This is a genomic window from Dehalobacter sp. CP (genome assembly GCF_047652685.1).
Taxonomy (GTDB): domain Bacteria; phylum Bacillota; class Desulfitobacteriia; order Desulfitobacteriales; family Syntrophobotulaceae; genus Dehalobacter.
Map to the genome: position 1 here is coordinate 1,126,867 of NZ_CP157399.1, position 18,194 is coordinate 1,145,060.

Below are 18,194 nucleotides of genomic sequence, written 5' to 3' on the forward strand. Positions count from 1 at the left end.
GCTGGGCTGCTGTTACAGCATTCCTGCAAAACTCCGAATATGCCTTGTTTTCTTAGGATTTTTTTTCGGGGGAAGCATCATCAGGATGATCTATACTGTCAGAGACGGTCGAACTTGTGCCGATAAAGATGGCGCCCTGGTCGATTTTAAGCTGTTTGGCGGTGATGTCCCCGTAGAGGCGGGAGGTAGGGCTTAATTCCAACAGGTCTTCGACCTTAATGTTCCCGCAGACAACACCCGTAATCGTTGCTGTAGCAGCAGAAATATTGGCTTTTACTGAGGCAGACTGACCGATGATTAAGTCGCCACCGACTTCAACAGTGCCTTCGAGCTTGCCGTCTATCCGAATATTGCCGCTCGATACCAAAGACCCCTTGAGTTCACAGTCTTCGGCAATGTATGTAATCGTTGTGTTCGTGCTGATATTGCGGATAATCGGATTTGTGTCGTTTTCTTTTTTACTAAACATTCTTAGCCGCTCCTTTTTTATTGCGCTTCGGTATAGGTAGTAAAGACTGTCGGATCAACGAGTTCGCCGTCAACATAGGCCTGGTAGTGAAGGTGGCTGCCGGTGCTCCGGCCGGAATTTCCGCTGTACGCGACAATCTCGCCTTTCTGAACCGTGTCTCCGACTTTGACTGTCAGTTTGGAATTATGGGCATAAAACGTTACAACGCCATAGCCGTGGTCAATTTGCACCCTTCGTCCCCAATAACCGTCATAGCCTGCATAAGTGACGGTCCCGGCAGCAACCGCCTGGACAGGTGTGCCATAATCGCAGGCAATATCAATACCGGAATGAAATTCACTGCTCCAGCCGCCAAAAGGATTACGGCGATAGCCAAAAGGTGAGGAGATCGGGCCATTGACCGGAAGAATATTCGGTGTCCGGTTCAGCTTGTCTTTGTATTCTACGGAAGCATCATAATACTCCTGCAGGGTTTCCACATGAGAATTGAGCAGATTTGAAGCCTGATCAAGGCTTTCCGGCTCAGAATATGACTGTACGGAGTAACTGCCGCGGCTGACTTCCGTCGTACTTTTTTGCTGGATTTTAAGAATGCCAGCAATTTTAGATTCCAGTGAGGAGATGGTTAACAAGTTCTGATTGATTTCGGATGTCTTTTCATTTAATCTCGCGATTTCCAGATCCTTGGCCTGCAACTGATCTTCAAGCTTATCGACATAGGCAATTTTTTGCTGATAAACATTGATGTAATGAGCCTGGTAAATGTCATAAGCAAAAAGTCCCGTAAAAAAGATACCCAGTGCAGCTGAGCTGGTTACAATCATTTTTTTCGCTTTGACTGAAAACTGAATCTGCCGGGGTGCTTTGCCGTGGTCAGGGTGGATAATAATAATTGAGTATTTGTGCTTCAAAATATCACTCCTGAATAAGACACAAAAAACGAAAATATATTATATTTTCGCGTTTTTGTGAGTCATTAATCCATTTTCTAGGATATACGTGTTTGACTGTCTTGTCAAGGCAGGAAGAAAAATCAAACAAACATCAAAGGAATTTTTAACAAGATATAAAATAATATCATACCTGCTTTTACGTTTGGTGAAAGTGGTTATAGACTTCTTGGGCGGCCACTGCCGACAAACCGGACTTAATAAATTCTTCAGGTGCGGCATTTTTGATCGCATCCAAAGAATCAAAATTTCTGAGGAGCATTCTTTTTCGTTTTGGCCCGATTCCGGGGATACCATCCAGTTCCGATGCGGTCATGTTTTTAATCCGCTGCTGCCTGTGGAAAGTGATCGCAAAACGGTGCACTTCGTCCTGGATTCGCTGGATCAGATAAAACACCTCGACTCTGGTGTCAATAGAAAGCTCACGGCCTGCTTGATTGATCAGACTGCGCGTTTCGTGCCGGTCGTTTTTAACCATACCGGCAACCGGAATGGTCAAGCGGAGATCCTTCAGAGCATCAAGCGCGGCTTTGACTTGTCCTTTTCCGCCATCAACCAGAATCAGATCCGGCATTGCGGATTCCTCTCTCTGCAGACGGGAATAACGGCGCCCGATAATATGCTTGAGGTAGGCAGTATCATCATTGTTGTTCGCGAGCGGAGCAATATTAAATTTACGGTAGTTTGCCCGAAAGGGTTTTCCGGCTTTAAACTGAACCATACCCCCGACAATATTGCTGCCGAACAGTCCTGAAATATCGAAGGCTTCAATCGTATCGGCCTGAGCGATTCCGAGAAGTTCACATAATCCTGCCATCGTTTTCCGAATCTCTTCATTTTTGTCTTTTTCCAGGTCCATTTTTTCTTTCAGAGCAGCCTCAGCATTGGAGGCGGCCATTGCCAGAAGTTGTTTGGTTTTACCTTTTTTGGGTATGGTCAGAGGAAGGATGTCCATGACTGCGGTCAATTGGATTTCAGGAATACAAATCTCATCCGGAATGACCATCTCGTCCGTATAGTACTGGATCAGAAATGAAAGAAATGATTCTTCCGGTTCATCGTAGTAGGCAAAGAAGAAACTGTCCCGGGTAACCAGTTTACCCTGACGAAAACAGAAGACCTGAATATTCATTAGCTCCTCATTAAACGCGTAGGCCACGATATCGCGGTTTCGCAAATCACTTAGTGTAATATTTTGTTTTTCACTGATGGTTTTCAGGTCTTGAATCAGATCCCGGTATTCTCTGGCTGCCTCAAACTGCAGCGCTTCGGCGGCTTTGGTCATTTTTCCTTCCAGCCAGTTGATGATGCTTTTTTGATTGCCGCGGAGAAACATGATGGCTTTATCGAGGACTTCCTGATATTGTTCAGGCTCAATAGGATGGATACATGGACCGAGGCATTGTCCAATATGATAATAAAGACAGGATTTGGTAGGGATCTGACTGCATTTGCGGAAAGGAAGCAGCCGGTTCAGCAGGCGGGCAGTTTCCCTGGCCGCTGTTGCATTGGGATAGGGACCAAAATATTTGCCGGCTTTTTTAGAAACTTTACGGGTGACAATAATCCGGGGATGTTTTTCGGATGTTATTAATATATACGGATAAGATTTATCATCCTTCAGCATAATGTTATAGTACGGGTCGTGTTTTTTGATGAGGTTGCATTCGAGCAGGAGAGCCTCAACCTCAGAAGATGTCAGGATATATTCAAAGTCGGTAATTTCACTGACAAGTTTTTGGGTCTTCTGATCATGGGACCCTGTAAAATAAGACCTTACCCGGTTTTTCAGCACCTTGGCTTTGCCAACATAAATAATCTTATCGGCAGCATTTTTCATCAAATAAACGCCAGGATTATCCGGCAGCAATTTCAGTTTCTTTTGCAACAAATCCATCAAAATTTTTCACCTCAGTTAAATTGTAGGGGGAATATTTAAAAGATGCAACGTCATATTCTCCAATAAATGGACGTATATTTTCTTGGGGTGGTATTATGCGCAGCAACGCCTGGGGACGTCCTCCTCAAAATGACATCTGGGGCGATATTAAAGTGCTTGCATTATGGGTATTCATCGTCGGTATCGTCGGGTATTTGCTATTCCCGGATTTTTTTCATAATGTTTACGATCAGCTAACCTCTGCAACTGCAAATACGGGAGAAATAAGCGAAATTACGTTGCCAACCTCAAGCGAGGTTAAGGATACCACAACAGGGGATGAGACGGATACAACAAGTGTCTATAATTCCATCTACACTGGGGACAGTGAAATCTCAGACGGATACTGGGCGCTGTTTGTCGGGGACAACGAGTTTAAGCAACTTTCTTTGTCGGCAGAGAGCTATGCGTACATTATAAGGCTGATTGATGGAGATCGGAAAGGGGAAGCAACAAAAATATTGCTGCTTTCCGCAAATGGCAATATTCACAAATACATGGTCACGGAAGAAGTATATAATATCCTCTTGAATTTAAATATGATCAATAACCGTTCCGGAAAAATATAGTATTTATTTAAACAGCAGCTTTGCTCCACCTACAAAAAGTGCAAGACCCAGCAACTGCCACGGATTCCAGCTTATTCTTTGGACCCCGAAAAGCCCAAAGTGGTCAATAATGACTGCAAGGCCGACTTGTCCAAGGATGATGGCCGTCGTGGCATTACATACGCCGATTCTGGATATCGTTATAGCGACTAAAGCAACGATTCCGACACTCAATGCTCCTCCCAAATAGAGATACCAGGGGATTTGCAGCCATTTATGCCCAAACATAGGTACTTTCCAAGCCAATACGGCCAGAAGGGCGATCAAACTGCCAATGATGTGTACGATCAGCGTCGAAGAAAGCAAAGAAGTTTTTTGCGTCAGCTGTGAATTCAGCGTTCCCTGCACAGCCATTGCAGCCCCGGAGATTGCTGCCAGAACAGCAGGCAGCGAAAAAAATTTTAACATACTCTAACCTCCACTAAATTGGCACATATATTAAAATAAAGATTTGATGTTGGGCAAGAACACCAAGTCAGTAAAAAATATAGTAGTATTTGTTCCGTCTTACAGGGAAAAATGTTGATAAGCAGCTAATGAAAAGAGGTGGCAGAATGAATATAGATCCTGAAATGGTCAGAAGGGCGCAGATGTTGCTTACTTTAGATCATTCTTTGCCTCAGGTTAAAGAGATTCTTTTACGGGAAGGTTATTCGGATGATCAAGTGGCTGATCTAATAGATGCGACAGAAGAAGTACTCAATTATTTTGTTCCGCCTGTGTTTGACAACAATAAAATCGCGATAGATATCCGCCATTCCAATAAAGACCTTAACGATGATCCGAGGCCCGATCTGATTGTAGACCGATTCAGCGGCAAGATAGAGCTACTTACTCCTCATCTGCAGGAAACCTGGAGGGTTGCCAATGAAATTCGCAAAACCTTAAAATGTCAATGTCAGTATCTATAACGTTCTATAACAATAAAGAGAACAGAGATGAATGTCTCTGTTTATTTTTACATATTGTCTGTAAAATTATGTAGACAGCTATTGGCAAATCAGCAATTATTCATTACTATTATAGAAATACGAAATTAACCAAATAATCCGAAAAGTATTAAATGGGAACATTATCCGAAGCAGTCTGACAGAAAGGGAGGAAAGAAATGAAAATTGCCATTCTTTCTGATACACATATTCGCTATGGACGGAAACTCCCATCATTTGTCTGGAATGTTTTAAGTGAGGTTGATACAATTATTCATGCAGGAGATGTTGTGACGAAGAGTCTGATCGAGGAACTGGATTTGATTGCACCGGTCATTGCAGTCAGAGGAAACTGTGACTGGTTAATGGAAGAGCTGCCGGAGAAAATCATAGCCAAACTAGGTTCTCTAAGGATTGGTGTTACGCATGGGTATCTTGGATCAGGAAAGAATACCCCGGAAAGGGCTTACAATTTCTTTTCGGGAGAAGATGTAGATATGATTATCTTTGGACACAGCCATATACCTTATAAAAATGTCTATGAAGGGGTATTGCTGTTCAATCCGGGATCTCCAACAGAAAGAAGAGGACAGCCACAGTTTTCGATGGGCTTATTAAACTTAAGTGAAAAAGGAAATTTTGATATCCAGCATCTGTTTTTTTAATTATTTTTGTCCTGTCCATCGCACAGTTTGAGGTCATCATATGAAATTTCGCCGCAATAAAATTAAAAGGGAACACAGCATTATTACCGGTGCCCTGGACTGGCTGGAGGATTTGAGCAAACGCCGCGAAATCACAGACATTATTCCCGGGGTGATTGATGTAACCAATACCAGGGAACGCGGTGCAGCCTATCAATACGAGACACCGACCGGATGTAAGATCCTACTGAAAAATGGTGGATCTGTTCAGGAGGCCTTTGTCGTTACCCGGAGCCCTGAGGTAGTCAAGGAATGGGCGGCAAAGCTCATGGAAGAAATCAATTATTTTCAGGCTGCTCTCGAAGAGACCCGGGATGCCCTCCCGCAGAAAGATCGCCAGAAAACGGAAACTCGGGTTGCCAAAACAAAAGCTCCGGTCCGGACAGAGTCAACAAAAGGATCAATCCGGGAAACTTCAGAAACCTTTCTCAGCAGCAGGGACGCTCTGCTTGCCGGGATTAAAGAAGATTATCAGCTTGTAGAAATCAATCAGGGTCTTCGGGATTCCTATGTGGAAAGCCTTGCCAGCATGGGAGATCTGGAAGATCCTAAATTGGAAGACACTTTGCAGCCGGAGATACGCCGGGAGCTGGAGAAACTGCAGGAGAAACTCCAGGGGAAGGGAAAAATTCAGTAAAAGCAGCCAAAGCGAAGATGATTGTTTTGGTTTGAAATGGCAGTCATAGCTTTATCAAAAATGACTAAAACTATTTGAAGATCGTCAATGATTATGGAGGATAAAAATTGTGGCTAAAGTACTGTATATTAAAGCAAATCCCAAGCCGGACGAGCAGTCGAGGACGTTTCGCCTTTCAGGGAGTTTTATCAGCGCCTACAGGCAATACAATCCTGATGATGAGATTATTACCCACGATCTCTACCAGGAAGGTGTCAAGCCGCTGTCTGCAGAGGATCTTCAAACTGTTTTCGGTCCAAAGGACGTAGGTTCCGTCAATCATCCCGTTTTAAAGTATGCTTATGAGTTTAAGGCCAGTGACAAAATCATTATCGCTGCTCCAATGTGGAATCTCAGTTTCCCATCCATTCTCAAATGTTATCTGGATTATATTACGGTCACCGGGATTACCTTTCGTTACACCGAACAAGGCCCCGTGGGCTTATGCCAGGGGAAAAAAGCGGTTCATATCGTAACCAGGGGCGGCGCTTATTCGGAAGGAGCAGGCGGTGCTTATGAAATGGGTGACAGGTATTTAAGAACAATTTTCGGTTTTCTGGGCATCACCGACTTTACAACAGTCGCGGCGGAACAACTTGATGTTATCGGATTTGATGCACAGGGAGAACTCTCCAAGAGAATGCAGGAAGCCGAAGAAAAAGCCAGGACATTTTAAGCTAGATACTGGTATTAATTAAAAAAATAAATATACGAATGACCCGGCTCTTCCGGGTTATTGTTTTGTCTTGATGCTCAGCTTAAAGATTACAGGTAAAAATATACGATCCATATGAATCATTTTGAAAAATACTTCCAAAATTATGATTGTTATCCAAAAAATATCATGTTATGATTTTCAATAGAATGGTATTAACTTAAAAAGAATAGAGATGGGGTTAGTGAAGGAAACGAATCTTAAGCAGGGGTTTTATCTCGTCCTGTTAAAGGCTATGGTACTGCTATCAGCCTTTTCTATTATTGGAAACCTTGCCGTAGGCTACCCATTAGGCCTCAATATTAAATGGGTTTTTTTACTTATTTTAGCAGCATGCAGTATATTGTATGAAAGACATAGGGGTTTTTCCGACCGCAGTAAATTTCTGTTTTTTTTGGTTCTGACAGGGATTGTTCTGCCTTTTGGTTTTATCGATGCCGGAGGAAGTAACAGCTTTACGATTGCGTATGTATTTTTTCTCTTGATTGTCGTCAGTTACATTCTGGACGGCTGGTACCGCAATACAATTATCGCTGTGATTATTCTGGCTTTTATCGGTGTCCACACTTACGCCCATTATTTCCCGGAAAGAATACCCGTACTGGATCCCGGCAGTTTTTTCGTGGACCAGCTGATTCAGGTTCCAGTTGTCCTGTTTTTGAGTTTCTTAGTTGTACGCTATTTTGCTGACGCTTACTACCAGACGAATCGAAGACTCATGCAACTCGCTCATTTTGATGAGCTGACAGGGCTGTTGAACCGAAGAAATTTTAATGATATCCTGCAGAAACAGTTTGAATCCGGAAATCACAACGGTCATTTGATCATGCTTGATGTCGATAATTTTAAGATGATTAATGATAAAGAAGGACATCTAGCCGGAGACGATGGACTGAAACATTTGGGGACTATTTTAAGGCGGCATTTTGATAATGGGAAAAATATGATCAGCCGTTGGGGCGGCGATGAGTTTATTATTGTTTATTTTGGTGAAAGCGGACACGTGGAGACGGTTTTGGAACAAGTCAAAACAGAATTTAAAGACTATGTGAAAAATATTGAACCGATGGTCGACCTTAGTTTCGGGATTGCCCCGTTGCAGGGATGCCAGACCCCGAATGATGTACTGGCAAAAGCGGATCATGTCATGTATGAAAAGAAAAGAGAAAAGAAAAACAGTTAGCCTGATTTTCTTTTCTTAGAGATTATCGATGTACACTTGTGCTAAAAAACAGCGAGGTGTGCATTTTTTTGCCTCGAATTTTTAATGGTTGCCAACTATTTGTCATTGACATTGTAAAGAAAAATTATTTTTCTCACTCATTAGGTAAGTTTATTAAGACGGTTTTCCTCTGTTCTTGTCTATCCCGCGGCCGGTCGGATCAAAGAATTTTGCTCCCTTGGCTTCTTCGGGCAGGTAGTCCTGTTCGACCCAGTTGCCCGGATAAGCATGCGGGTAAAGATAGTCTAAACCGTGGCCAAACTTCTTGGCGCCGGGGTAAGAGGCATCCTTCAGATGCAGCGGCACTTGGCCGGCTTTGTTCGCTTTGACGTATTGCTGAGCCTGATTGATCGCCGCAACAACAGAATTGCTCTTCGGAGCAGTCGCAATAGCCAGGACGGCTTGTGCCATCGGTATTCTGGCTTCAGGCAGGCCAACCCACTCTAAGGCATTGGCTGCGGCGTGGGCCTGGAGCATGACTGTCGGATCAGCGAGGCCGACGTCCTCGGAAGCATGCACGATGATCCTGCGCATGATGAACCGCGGGTCCTCACCGGATTCCAGCAGAACAGCAAACCAATACAGGGCCGCATCAGGATCGGACCCGCGCATACTTTTGATCATCGCCGAAATCATGTCGTAATGGTTGTCCCCGTTTTTGTCAAAACGGAAGTGTCTTTCCTGAACGGACTCTATGGCGGTTTCCAGATCAATCCTGCGGATCCCGTCTTCGGGAGCTGTGGTCAGAACTGCAAGTTCGAGCGCATTGAATGCCCGACGCAAATCTCCGCCGGCAAAATCCACCCAATGCTGAAATGCTTCTGCTGTAATCTCCGTATGGTAATTACCAAGACCTCGCTCATTGTCCTTCAAGGCATTCTCAAGCCCCAGACGGAGTTCCTGTTCTGAAAGAAGATTCAACCTGAAAATCGTGGAACGGCTTAAAAGAGCGGAGTTGATTTCAAAATAAGGGTTTTCAGTGGTTGCTCCGATAAAGGTGATCATACCGCGTTCAATAGCCGGGAGTAGAACATCTTGCTGGCCTTTGTTGAAACGGTGGACTTCATCGCAGAACACAAGCGTCTTCTGCTGATAAAGATGCAGCCTTTCCTCGGCTTTTTCCAGGATCTCTCTGAGTTCTTTGACGCCGGAAGAAACAGCATTGATCCGGATAAAGTTTGAGGTCGTTTTATTGGCGATGACCTGAGCCAGGGATGTTTTACCTGTTCCAGGCGGACCGTATAAAATGATCGATGTCACCCGGTCTGCTTCAATGGCGCGGCGCAGAAGTTTGCCGGGCCCGAGAATTTCCTGTTGGCCGATAAATTCTTCGAGGGTACGGGGACGCATTCTGTCGGCCAGGGGAGCAACTTTACCGGAGTCAAAAGCAGCCGAAAAAAGATTCATTTTTCTTTTTCCTCCAAAATTATTCTTGCAGATATACTTGATCATTGATAAACCAATCATAAAAAGGAAATGTTATGAAAGATGAATCCATTATAACAAATAAAATTGCAAAAGAATAACCAGAATGATTATTGACAAATTCCGATTGGTTTAGTAGGATATAAGCGTACTGACGAAGGGTAACATTTTGCATGGCATGAGGTGAATTGCGTGAGATTTTCTACCAGAGGCAGATATGGGGTACAAATCATGGTTGATTTAGCCCAGCATGCGGCTGATGGTCCGGTTTCCCTGAAGTCTGTCGCTGACAGGCAGAAACTATCTGAGCATTATCTGGAACAGCTCGTTCCTGAGCTGCGTAAGGCAGGGCTGGTCAGAAGCATCCGGGGGCCCCAGGGCGGGTATGAACTGGCCAAGCGCCCTGAACAAATCAATATCGGTGATGTGATCAGGGTACTGGAAGGACCGATCGCACCAGTCGAGTGCGTTACCCAGTCGGAAGAAGACTGCTGCCAGAAAACAGATTTCTGCGTAACGCGGGAAGTATGGGTGAAGGTTAGGGATTCCATTAACGGTGTTGTCGATTCCATTTCTCTGGCGGATTTACTAAAAGAAGCAGGTAGCGGCGGAGAAAACTTGGGATTCTTTCAATAGATGTCTGAGATGATGATTTTGCTACGATCTGTCAGATAAGGGTCGACAGATAAGAGCTGCTTAATGGAGGATAAGATGAAACGAATATATTTGGATCATAGTGCCACAACGCCGGTTGACCCGCAGGTGGCAGAGTTAATGATGGTGTACTTTACAGAGTACTACGGAAACCCATCTAGCGTACATTCCTTTGGAAGACAAGTTCATAAGGCCATCGACGAAGCCAGAGAACAGGTTGCATCTTTGATTGGAGCAAATCCTTCGGAGATTACCTTTACCAGCGGCGGAACGGAAGCTGATAACCTGGCCATTCAGGGTGGCACCAGAGCAAGAGCAAAAAAAGGCACGCACCTGATTACTTCGGCGATTGAGCACCATGCTGTTCTGGATACTTTTAAATACCTGGCTAAAAACGGCTACGAAATAACCATTGTGCCGGTCGATGAGGAAGGCTTGGTAAGTGTTCAGGATATAGAAAAAGCAATCCGTCCGGACACGATTTTAATCAGTATTATGCACGCCAACAACGAGGTTGGGTCGATTCAGCCTGTCGCTGAAATAGGCCGGATTGCCAGAGAAAAAGGGATCCTGTTCCATGTCGATGCCGTCCAGTCTCTTGGAAAACTGCCAATCGATGTCAATCAGATGAATGTTGATCTGTTAACGATATCGAGCCATAAAATCTATGGCCCTAAAGGGGTCGGTGCTTTATACATCCGCAAAGGCGTCAGGATTTCTCCGCTTGTTTTTGGCGGTTCGCAGGAGAGAAAGATCCGTTCCGGTACGGAAAACGCTCCGGGGATCATTGGTTTTGGCAAAGCCTGTGAGTTGGCCGGACAAAGGATGGCAGACGAAAATATTGAACTGGTCAGACTCCGTGATAAATTATTCGACGGAATCCTCGCCGGTATTGATCATGTCAAGGTGAACGGCCCGCGCGGTGCCAAGCGTCTCCCGAACAATGTCAATATCAGCGTTAATTTCATTGAAGGAGAATCACTGCTCTTAAGTCTCGATTTGGTTGGAATAGCCGGTTCTAGCGGTTCGGCCTGTACTTCGGGATCTCTGGACCCTTCGCATGTTTTACTGGCCATGGGTTTAAGCCATGAGGTTGCCCATGGTTCCCTGAGGCTCTCACTTGGCAGACAGAATACGGATGAAGAGGTCGACTATGTGTTACAGGAGCTTCCGAAGATCGTGCAGCGCTTAAGAGAAATGTCTCCTTTATATCATAAAGCAATTTGAACTAGCTTTAAGCAAATGGATTGTTCCTCAAAGCAAGCTGAAAGACAGGAATAAGACAGGAGTGAATCAGATGTATTCAGAAAAAGTAATCGACCATTTTACGAATCCCCGCAACGCAGGTGAAATTGAAAATGCAAATGGCATAGGGCAAGTCGGCAACGCCAAGTGCGGCGACATTATGCGGATTTCCATGGTTGTTGAAAATGACATTATCAAAGATATCAAGTTTAAGACATTTGGCTGCGGGGCTGCGGTAGCGACCAGTAGTATGGTTACGGAAATGGTCAAAGGCAAAAGCGTGAATGAAGCCCTGGATATTTCGAATGCTGCTGTTGCTGAAGCCCTTGGAGGTTTGCCTGAAGCCAAGCTGCACTGTTCCAATCTTGCCGCAGATGCTGTTCATGAAGCTATTAAAGACTATATCAAGAAAAAGACCAAGGTCTGAGGAAGTATGAAGGTTAAACGTATGAAGGTTGCTGTTGGAATGAGTGGCGGCGTGGATAGTTCCACCGCCGCTGCTTTACTTCAAGAAAATGGGCATGAGGTGATCGGAGTTACCATTGTGACCCATGAAGGCGGGCTTGCTGAAACTGCTGCGCTGGAAGCGGCTGAGCAGCTCAGGATACCGCTGCATGTGCTTGATTTCCGGACGGTTTTCAAACAGGAAGTCATTGATTCTTTTGCGGAGAGCTACTACAGAGGGGAAACGCCAAATCCGTGTGTGCTGTGTAACCGGAAAATCAAATTCGGAGAATTGCTTAAACAGTCGCGTGGGCTTGGTGCCGACTATCTTGCGACCGGTCATTACGTTCGGAAAATGGTTGACGAAACTTCAGGCCGCTGGCTGATCCAAACCGGGCTGGATGCGAAAAAAGACCAGAGTTATGTATTATACTCCTTGAGCCAGGAGCAGATTGCCCATGCACTTTTCCCGCTTGGTGATTATACGAAAGAACAGGTCAGGGACTTGGCGAGAGATAGAAAATTGACAGCTGCCGACAGCAGTGAGAGTCAGGAAATCTGTTTTATTCCTGACAACAACTATGCGGAATATATTAGGGCGGCAATGGGAAAAGATTCTGAACCAGGTGATTTCACGGATTTCTCCGGCCGCATTATCGGCAGACACAGGGGATTGATCCATTATACGGTCGGACAGCGCAAGGGATTAGGGACAACATTTGGCAAACCAATGTTTGTTGCTTCGATTGACCCGGTTGGCAACAGGGTAATACTTGGAGAAGGCAATGATGTCTTTACCGATGTTCTCTGGGCGACAGGTCTGAACTGGATTGCTCTGGAAAGATTGTCCGGACCCTTGAAGGTGCAGGCGAAGATTCGTTACAAGGCGAATCCAGCAGCAGCTGTTCTTTATCCTGAAAATAATCTTGTCAGGGTTGAGTTTGAGACTCCACAGCGGGCAGTTACTCCCGGTCAGTCGGTTGTGTTTTATGACGGGCCGACAGTTCAGGGAGGAGGGGTCATTATATCGGATAAGTGCGGAATCCGCCAAGATCTTCTTAAGACAGAATAAGAAGCGATTGCCGAAGGGCTGACTCGTGCGAAATACTCCTTTCAGCAATATTTCAGTTTTATTTCATAATATAGATTGCAATACTGCTGAAAGGAATATTATCCTGATATTCCGGCAATAATACCGGATATAATCCTAAGGCAAATGAGGGAATTATGCGGAGGATGAGAGATATTGTCCGGCTCCCGGTGATTGATCTGAATTCCGGGGAACGTCTGGGCTGGGTAAAAGATATCATATATAATGAAAAAGACAATACGGTTTCCGGCGTTATCGTGGAAAAAGATTCTCTGCTCACGCACCCGCTCGAAGACATGAGCAGAGATGATATCGTATCTTTTGGCAAGGATTCCCTTGCTGTTAAGAATCCAGAAGGGAAAAAGATTTCAGGTGCATCCTGGTCTAAGAAAGTCGGAAACAAGGTCTTTAATGGAGAAGGCGATATCAAAGGAACAATAGGCGATATCTATGTGGACAATACGGTCCAAAAAGTACTTGGTTATGAAATATCAGACGGTCTTTTTGCGGACTTGATGAAGGGCAGGGAGGCTGTATTTGAGGAAAACATTCTTTGCGAGAGCCAGGATGTTGTTGTAATTGAAGGAGGTTCATTGTCATGATTTGCCCGGTTTGCGGGGGACGACAGACCGGAAAGGTCGGTGTGGAACAATATTATTGCTGGGACTGTTTTATTGAATTCAACAGTCATACCGATCAGGTAGTCGTATTTGATTTGGAAGAAGATGGGACACTGGTAGCGTGGGAAGATTTCTTCCTTGAAAGCGAGCAGATCGTTCAGGCTCAGGCAGCTGCTGAATGACGCCGAATTGCCATGTCTAGAGTTCTTCATACCGTGCATGCGTAGAATAGAGTCAGCGCTTCGCTTATACCATGGATGGCAAGTAGCGGCAAGGCCAAGAAGCTAAGGCTACGGCCTGTCCATCGGGGGTTGGGATTTTCAAATTCATTTTGAAAAGACCGCCCTTTATTTGTCTTAAAACATAACTGGGGGGCGAGTATGGGACAGACCAAGCTACGTTGGATTTTTGGCATCTTGTTGGTTATAGCAGGTCTCCTGCTGTTTATGAAGGTTAAAAAGATTGCTTTTTCTTTTGCAGCAGGTGCCGTTATAGCCTATCTTTTAAGTCCCATGGTCAATTGGCTCGAAAAAAAAGGCCTGCGCCGGCGGTGGGCGATTGCCTTAATTTTCCTTTGGATTGTGGTTTTGCTTGCTGTGCTGTTTTTACTGCTGCTGCCCACGTTTTACCTGGAGCTTGGAAGACTGTCCGTCGTACTGCCAGAGAGGCTGGAAGTCATTTACCATTATATACAAACCGGGAAAAGTGTCTACCCGCAAAATATCCTGCCTGAAGAGCTCAGCAGATTAATGGATAAAAAACTGATTCAGGGGCAATCCTATCTGACCGGCTGGCTGGAAAAGGTCATGGAAAATATTCCGGCTTTGCTTTCTTCCATCGGATTAATGGTTCTTTCCCCAATTCTGGCCATCTATTTTTTAACGGACTGGAGAAAAATTGTGGACGGGGTTTTAATGCTTGTCCCTGGCAGAATGAGGGAGCAGTGGCACAAGGTATTACAGGAAATTGATTATGTGATCAAACGGTATATCCAGGGCAATATGATTGATGCGGTCATCGTCGGCCTTCTGATCGGCATAGGGATTAAGCTCATCGGTATGGAATATGCGCTGATTATCGGGATCATTTGCGGAATTACCAATCTGATCCCGTATTTTGGTCCGATCTTAGGCGGCATACCGTCAATTTTGCTGGGCTTAAGCAGATCCCCTCTGATGGCTGTAAAAGTCACCCTGGTCATCTTCATCGTCCAACAGCTGGACAGCAATCTGATTAATCCGCGTCTGATGAGCAACAAAATCGGTCTTCATCCGCTCTGGGTTGTTTTTGCTCTTTTGGCCGGCGGGGAAATCGGCGGTTTGCTCGGAATGCTTTTTGCCGTTCCACTGGCAGCGGTCCTGCGTATTATCATCAGAAATGTTTATTATTATCTGATTGCACCGCGAGATCTGAAGTCAACGAAGAATTAAGTAGGATTTGCGGCCGTCAGGTCTGTTGACAGGCAACTTCTCTTTTGGCTATACTTATTTTAGTGGTTCAGAAAGTGTAAGTATTTTCTGAACCAGCTAAGTGCAACGAAAGCTGCCGCCTGTGCCAAAGAGGCTTGGTGCCAGCCAAGTTTTCTTATGTCTTAGCAAGATTTGCCTTTGCTATTCTGTAATAAATATAAGCTTAAGTACCATGTTAACCCTAAATCTGATATATCCTGTCGGCAGATTTCTCGCAATACGGCGTTGTCGTTGATTGCCATTATGTTATCATTTTAGAGTTGACAAGGCACGAGGAGCCTTCCATATAAGGAGGAAGTAGATGTATACCGGAAATCAACTGCGCGAAATGTTTCTGAAATATTTTGAGGGAAAAGGACATGTTATTCAGCCCAGTGCCTCCCTGATCCCGAAAGATGATCCTACTTTGCTTTTAACGGTAGCCGGAATGGTTCCGTTTAAGCCATATTTTTTAAGGCAAGTGGAGCCTCCGTTTTCGAGAGCGACCACCGCTCAAAAATGTGTCCGAACCCCTGACCTGGAGAGTGTCGGCAAAACGGCCAGACACCATACTTTTTTTGAGATGCTCGGGAATTTTTCTTTTGGTGACTATTTTAAAGACGATGTCATTCCATGGGCCTGGGAATATATTACCGGCGTACTGCAAATTCCCGTCGAAAAGCTCTGGGTAACCATCTATCCGGAAGACGAAGAGGCCAGAAATATCTGGACAAAGGCAGGTGTAAGTCCGGATCGGATCGTCGCCGATTCCGAGAATTTCTGGGCTGCCGGACCGGTCGGACCTTGCGGGCCTTGTTCGGAAATCTACGTAGATCTTGGAGAAAGCCGGGGCTGCGGCAAAGATGATTGTGCAATTGGCTGTGACTGTGACCGTTTCCTGGAGGTTTGGAACCTGGTCTTTATGCAGTACATAAGAGATGAAGCCGGTACACTGACTCCTCTGCCGAAGCGAAATATTGATACCGGGATGGGGCTGGAAAGAATTGCATCGGTGATTCAGGGAGTTGAATCCAACTTTGATACGGATTTATTTATACCGCTCATCAATAAAACGGCAGAAATCGCCGGCTTGCAATACAAAAAAGATTCAAAGACGGATGTTGCGTTGAAGGTCGTTGCCGACCATGCCAGAGCAGTATCTTTTATGCTGGCGGACGGAATTAGGCCGAGCAGCGACGGACGCGGCTATGTTTTGCGGCGAATCTTACGCCGGAGCATTCGTTTTGCCCGGCTTTTAGGAATTGAAAAGCCGTTTTTGGAACAAATATTCCGTGTTATCCAGGAACATTATGCACATTGGTATACAGAGCTCAAAGAGAATGATAATTTTATTCTAAACCATTTGCGGCTGGAAGAAAAGAATTTCCAGGCTACCCTCGAACAGGGCACGCTGATCCTTCAGGATAAAGTGAAAGCTCTCAAAGAATCGGGTCAGAAGATACTCAGCGGGGAAGACGCTTTTCACCTGTATGAGACCTATGGTTTCCCGGTAGAATTGACGGAAGAAATGCTGCTGGAAGAGGGGATCTCCGTGGATATGGCGTCGTTCGACAAAGCATCGGAAGAACACCGTCTGCTGGCGAAAGAACAATCCCGTCAGATGAAGGCTGTCGGGGAAAACAGCCTGCTCACAGAAAAAGCAAAAGAACTGGGGCCGACCCGTTTTCTCGGCTATGAACAACTGGAAAGTGACAGCATCATTGAAGCGATGTTCAATGAAGAAGGCGCAGTGGATGGGGCCGGTGAAGGGGAGGAAGTCATTTGTCTTTTGGATCAGACACCTTTTTATGCCGAGAGCGGCGGACAGGTTTCAGACGAAGGAATCATCCGGACCGGCAAAGCGTATGCTGAAGTACTGGAATTGCGGAAACTTCCTAGCGGCGCGATCACGCACCGCCTGCTGATTAAAGACGGGGTGCTGAAAATAGGGGAAAAGGTCCACACCGTCGTTAATAAGGAAAAACGCCAGGCCATAGCCGGACACCATAGCTCAACGCATCTTCTGCAGACGGCACTGCGCAAGAATTTGGGAGATCACGTTCAGCAGGCAGGTTCCCTTGTTACGAGTGAACGCCTGCGGTTTGATTTTTCACATTTTTCACCGCTTACGGCTGAGCAAATTACCGAAGTAGAGAACGAAGTGAACCGGCAAATCATGGCCGGTCTTACTGTGCAGGCCGAAGAAATGGGCATGAACCAAGCCCGTGCAAAAGGCGCGATTGCGTTGTTTGGTGAAAAATACGGAGAAATTGTGCGTTTGGTTGAAATGGGTGATTACAGCAGAGAACTCTGCGGCGGAACCCATGTCAAAAATACAGGGGAAATCGGCTTATTTAAAATCATTTCCGAGAGTGGTATCGGTGCAGGCTTAAGAAGAATAGAGGCTGTAGCCGGTATGGAATCTTTGGCCTACTTAAGAGAAATGGAGAGCCAGTTCGCTGAGATCAGTACGGTACTGAAAGTTCAGCCAAAGGAAAGCGTGAAAAAAGTTCACCTTATGACTGCCCAGATCAGAGAACTCGAAAAAGAAATTCAGCAGCTGAATGCCAAGCTGTCTAAATATGAAGCGGACAGCATCATGAGCAAGGTTCAGGATATCCACGGTGTGAAAATGCTTGCTTCCAGGGTTCAGGCCCCGGATATGGAGACACTCAGGCAAACAGCGGACATGCTCCGGGACAAGCTGAAAGAAGGCGTCATTGTACTGGGTGCTGTTGCCGACGAAAAAGTAAATCTGGTGACTGTGGTTCATCCGTCGGGGTTAAATGGGCTTCATGCCGGCAAGATTATTAAGGAAGTAGCTTCGATTACAGGCGGCGGAGGCGGGGGCCGTCCCGACATGGCCCAGGCCGGCGGCAAGGACCCTTCCAAGCTTGGCGAGGCGCTGGATAAAGTGCCTTCCATAATCCGTCATTTTTTGGGGCATAATAGTTAAGATTACCAAAAAGTATTAAAAATATTTTTAACAGACTGACAGGTAATCTTTGGATCAATGCAGAATAATGTATAACATACTGGTGAAAGAAAGGAGGTAT

19 protein-coding genes are annotated in these 18,194 nt (G+C 45.4%); 14 read left to right on the top strand and 5 right to left on the bottom strand.

Features of this window, described 5'->3' with window-relative positions; translation table 11 throughout:
* Positions 1–52: 52 nt before the first annotated feature.
* The 3 genes from AAH944_RS05685 to uvrC all read right to left on the bottom strand — a co-directional run bounded on the left by AAH944_RS05685 (position 53) and on the right by uvrC (position 3,316).
* On the bottom strand, positions 53–469 hold the full coding sequence (locus AAH944_RS05685) for a bactofilin family protein (RefSeq protein WP_415537197.1): 417 nt from the start codon (positions 467–469) through the stop codon (positions 53–55).
* 17 nt (positions 470–486) lie between these two features.
* Complete coding sequence (locus AAH944_RS05690) at positions 487–1,380, bottom strand: M23 family metallopeptidase (RefSeq protein ID WP_015042455.1); 894 nt, start codon at positions 1,378–1,380, stop codon at positions 487–489.
* A 178-nt stretch (positions 1,381–1,558) separates the two neighbouring features.
* Positions 1,559–3,316: an excinuclease ABC subunit UvrC gene (gene uvrC, locus AAH944_RS05695; protein WP_415537199.1), complete on the bottom strand. Its 1,758-nt coding sequence runs from the start codon at positions 3,314–3,316 to the stop codon at positions 1,559–1,561.
* A 98-nt stretch (positions 3,317–3,414) separates the two neighbouring features.
* On the opposite strand from uvrC, the gene AAH944_RS05700 reads away from it, so the two are divergent.
* Positions 3,415–3,927, top strand: a complete 513-nt coding sequence (locus AAH944_RS05700) for a hypothetical protein (protein WP_415537201.1) — start codon at positions 3,415–3,417, stop codon at positions 3,925–3,927.
* 3 nt (positions 3,928–3,930) lie between these two features.
* On the opposite strand, the gene AAH944_RS05705 is transcribed toward AAH944_RS05700, so the two are convergent.
* The gene (locus tag AAH944_RS05705) at positions 3,931–4,374 is read right to left on the bottom strand and encodes a DMT family transporter (RefSeq protein WP_019225780.1); all 444 of its coding nucleotides are present in this window, start codon (positions 4,372–4,374) and stop codon (positions 3,931–3,933) included.
* 146 nt (positions 4,375–4,520) lie between these two features.
* Here AAH944_RS05705 and AAH944_RS05710 point away from each other — a divergent pair, with 146 nt between their 5' ends.
* The 5 genes from AAH944_RS05710 to AAH944_RS05730 all read left to right on the top strand — a co-directional run bounded on the left by AAH944_RS05710 (position 4,521) and on the right by AAH944_RS05730 (position 8,173).
* Positions 4,521–4,877, top strand: a complete 357-nt coding sequence (locus AAH944_RS05710) for a hypothetical protein (RefSeq protein ID WP_415537203.1) — start codon at positions 4,521–4,523, stop codon at positions 4,875–4,877.
* 197 nt (positions 4,878–5,074) lie between these two features.
* Positions 5,075–5,560: a metallophosphoesterase family protein gene (locus AAH944_RS05715; RefSeq protein ID WP_015042461.1), complete on the top strand. Its 486-nt coding sequence runs from the start codon at positions 5,075–5,077 to the stop codon at positions 5,558–5,560.
* A gap of 40 nt (positions 5,561–5,600) precedes the next feature.
* Positions 5,601–6,236, top strand: coding sequence for a DUF2103 domain-containing protein (locus tag AAH944_RS05720; RefSeq protein ID WP_415537206.1), 636 nt, complete (start codon positions 5,601–5,603; stop codon positions 6,234–6,236).
* A gap of 109 nt (positions 6,237–6,345) precedes the next feature.
* Complete coding sequence (locus tag AAH944_RS05725) at positions 6,346–6,951, top strand: FMN-dependent NADH-azoreductase (protein WP_415537208.1); 606 nt, start codon at positions 6,346–6,348, stop codon at positions 6,949–6,951.
* A 214-nt stretch (positions 6,952–7,165) separates the two neighbouring features.
* The gene (locus AAH944_RS05730; protein ID WP_415537210.1) at positions 7,166–8,173 is read left to right on the top strand and encodes a GGDEF domain-containing protein; all 1,008 of its coding nucleotides are present in this window, start codon (positions 7,166–7,168) and stop codon (positions 8,171–8,173) included.
* 153 nt (positions 8,174–8,326) lie between these two features.
* Here AAH944_RS05730 and AAH944_RS05735 read toward each other — a convergent pair whose 3' ends face one another.
* Positions 8,327–9,619, bottom strand: coding sequence for a replication-associated recombination protein A (locus tag AAH944_RS05735; protein WP_415537212.1), 1,293 nt, complete (start codon positions 9,617–9,619; stop codon positions 8,327–8,329).
* 210 nt (positions 9,620–9,829) lie between these two features.
* On the opposite strand from AAH944_RS05735, the gene AAH944_RS05740 reads away from it, so the two are divergent.
* From AAH944_RS05740 to alaS, 8 genes are all read left to right on the top strand, one after another.
* On the top strand, positions 9,830–10,273 hold the full coding sequence (locus AAH944_RS05740) for an RrF2 family transcriptional regulator (RefSeq protein ID WP_415537214.1): 444 nt from the start codon (positions 9,830–9,832) through the stop codon (positions 10,271–10,273).
* A gap of 75 nt (positions 10,274–10,348) precedes the next feature.
* Positions 10,349–11,518 (top strand): cysteine desulfurase NifS, encoded by a 1,170-nt coding sequence (gene nifS, locus AAH944_RS05745; RefSeq protein ID WP_415537216.1) that lies wholly within the window; start codon positions 10,349–10,351, stop codon positions 11,516–11,518.
* A 70-nt stretch (positions 11,519–11,588) separates the two neighbouring features.
* Positions 11,589–11,963 (top strand): Fe-S cluster assembly scaffold protein NifU, encoded by a 375-nt coding sequence (nifU, locus tag AAH944_RS05750; protein WP_415537218.1) that lies wholly within the window; start codon positions 11,589–11,591, stop codon positions 11,961–11,963.
* 21 nt (positions 11,964–11,984) lie between these two features.
* Positions 11,985–13,052: a tRNA 2-thiouridine(34) synthase MnmA gene (gene mnmA / locus AAH944_RS05755; RefSeq protein WP_415537220.1), complete on the top strand. Its 1,068-nt coding sequence runs from the start codon at positions 11,985–11,987 to the stop codon at positions 13,050–13,052.
* A 155-nt stretch (positions 13,053–13,207) separates the two neighbouring features.
* On the top strand, positions 13,208–13,672 hold the full coding sequence (locus AAH944_RS05760) for a PRC-barrel domain-containing protein (protein WP_415537222.1): 465 nt from the start codon (positions 13,208–13,210) through the stop codon (positions 13,670–13,672).
* Positions 13,669–13,872, top strand: coding sequence for a hypothetical protein (locus AAH944_RS05765; RefSeq protein ID WP_015042471.1), 204 nt, complete (start codon positions 13,669–13,671; stop codon positions 13,870–13,872). Before AAH944_RS05760 ends, AAH944_RS05765 begins: the two co-directional genes overlap by 4 nt.
* Before the next feature lie 198 nt (positions 13,873–14,070).
* On the top strand, positions 14,071–15,120 hold the full coding sequence (locus tag AAH944_RS05770) for an AI-2E family transporter (protein WP_415537223.1): 1,050 nt from the start codon (positions 14,071–14,073) through the stop codon (positions 15,118–15,120).
* Positions 15,121–15,460: 340 nt separating this feature from the next.
* Positions 15,461–18,094 (top strand): alanine--tRNA ligase, encoded by a 2,634-nt coding sequence (alaS, locus tag AAH944_RS05775; RefSeq protein ID WP_415537225.1) that lies wholly within the window; start codon positions 15,461–15,463, stop codon positions 18,092–18,094.
* The last annotated feature ends 100 nt before the right edge of the window (positions 18,095–18,194 follow it).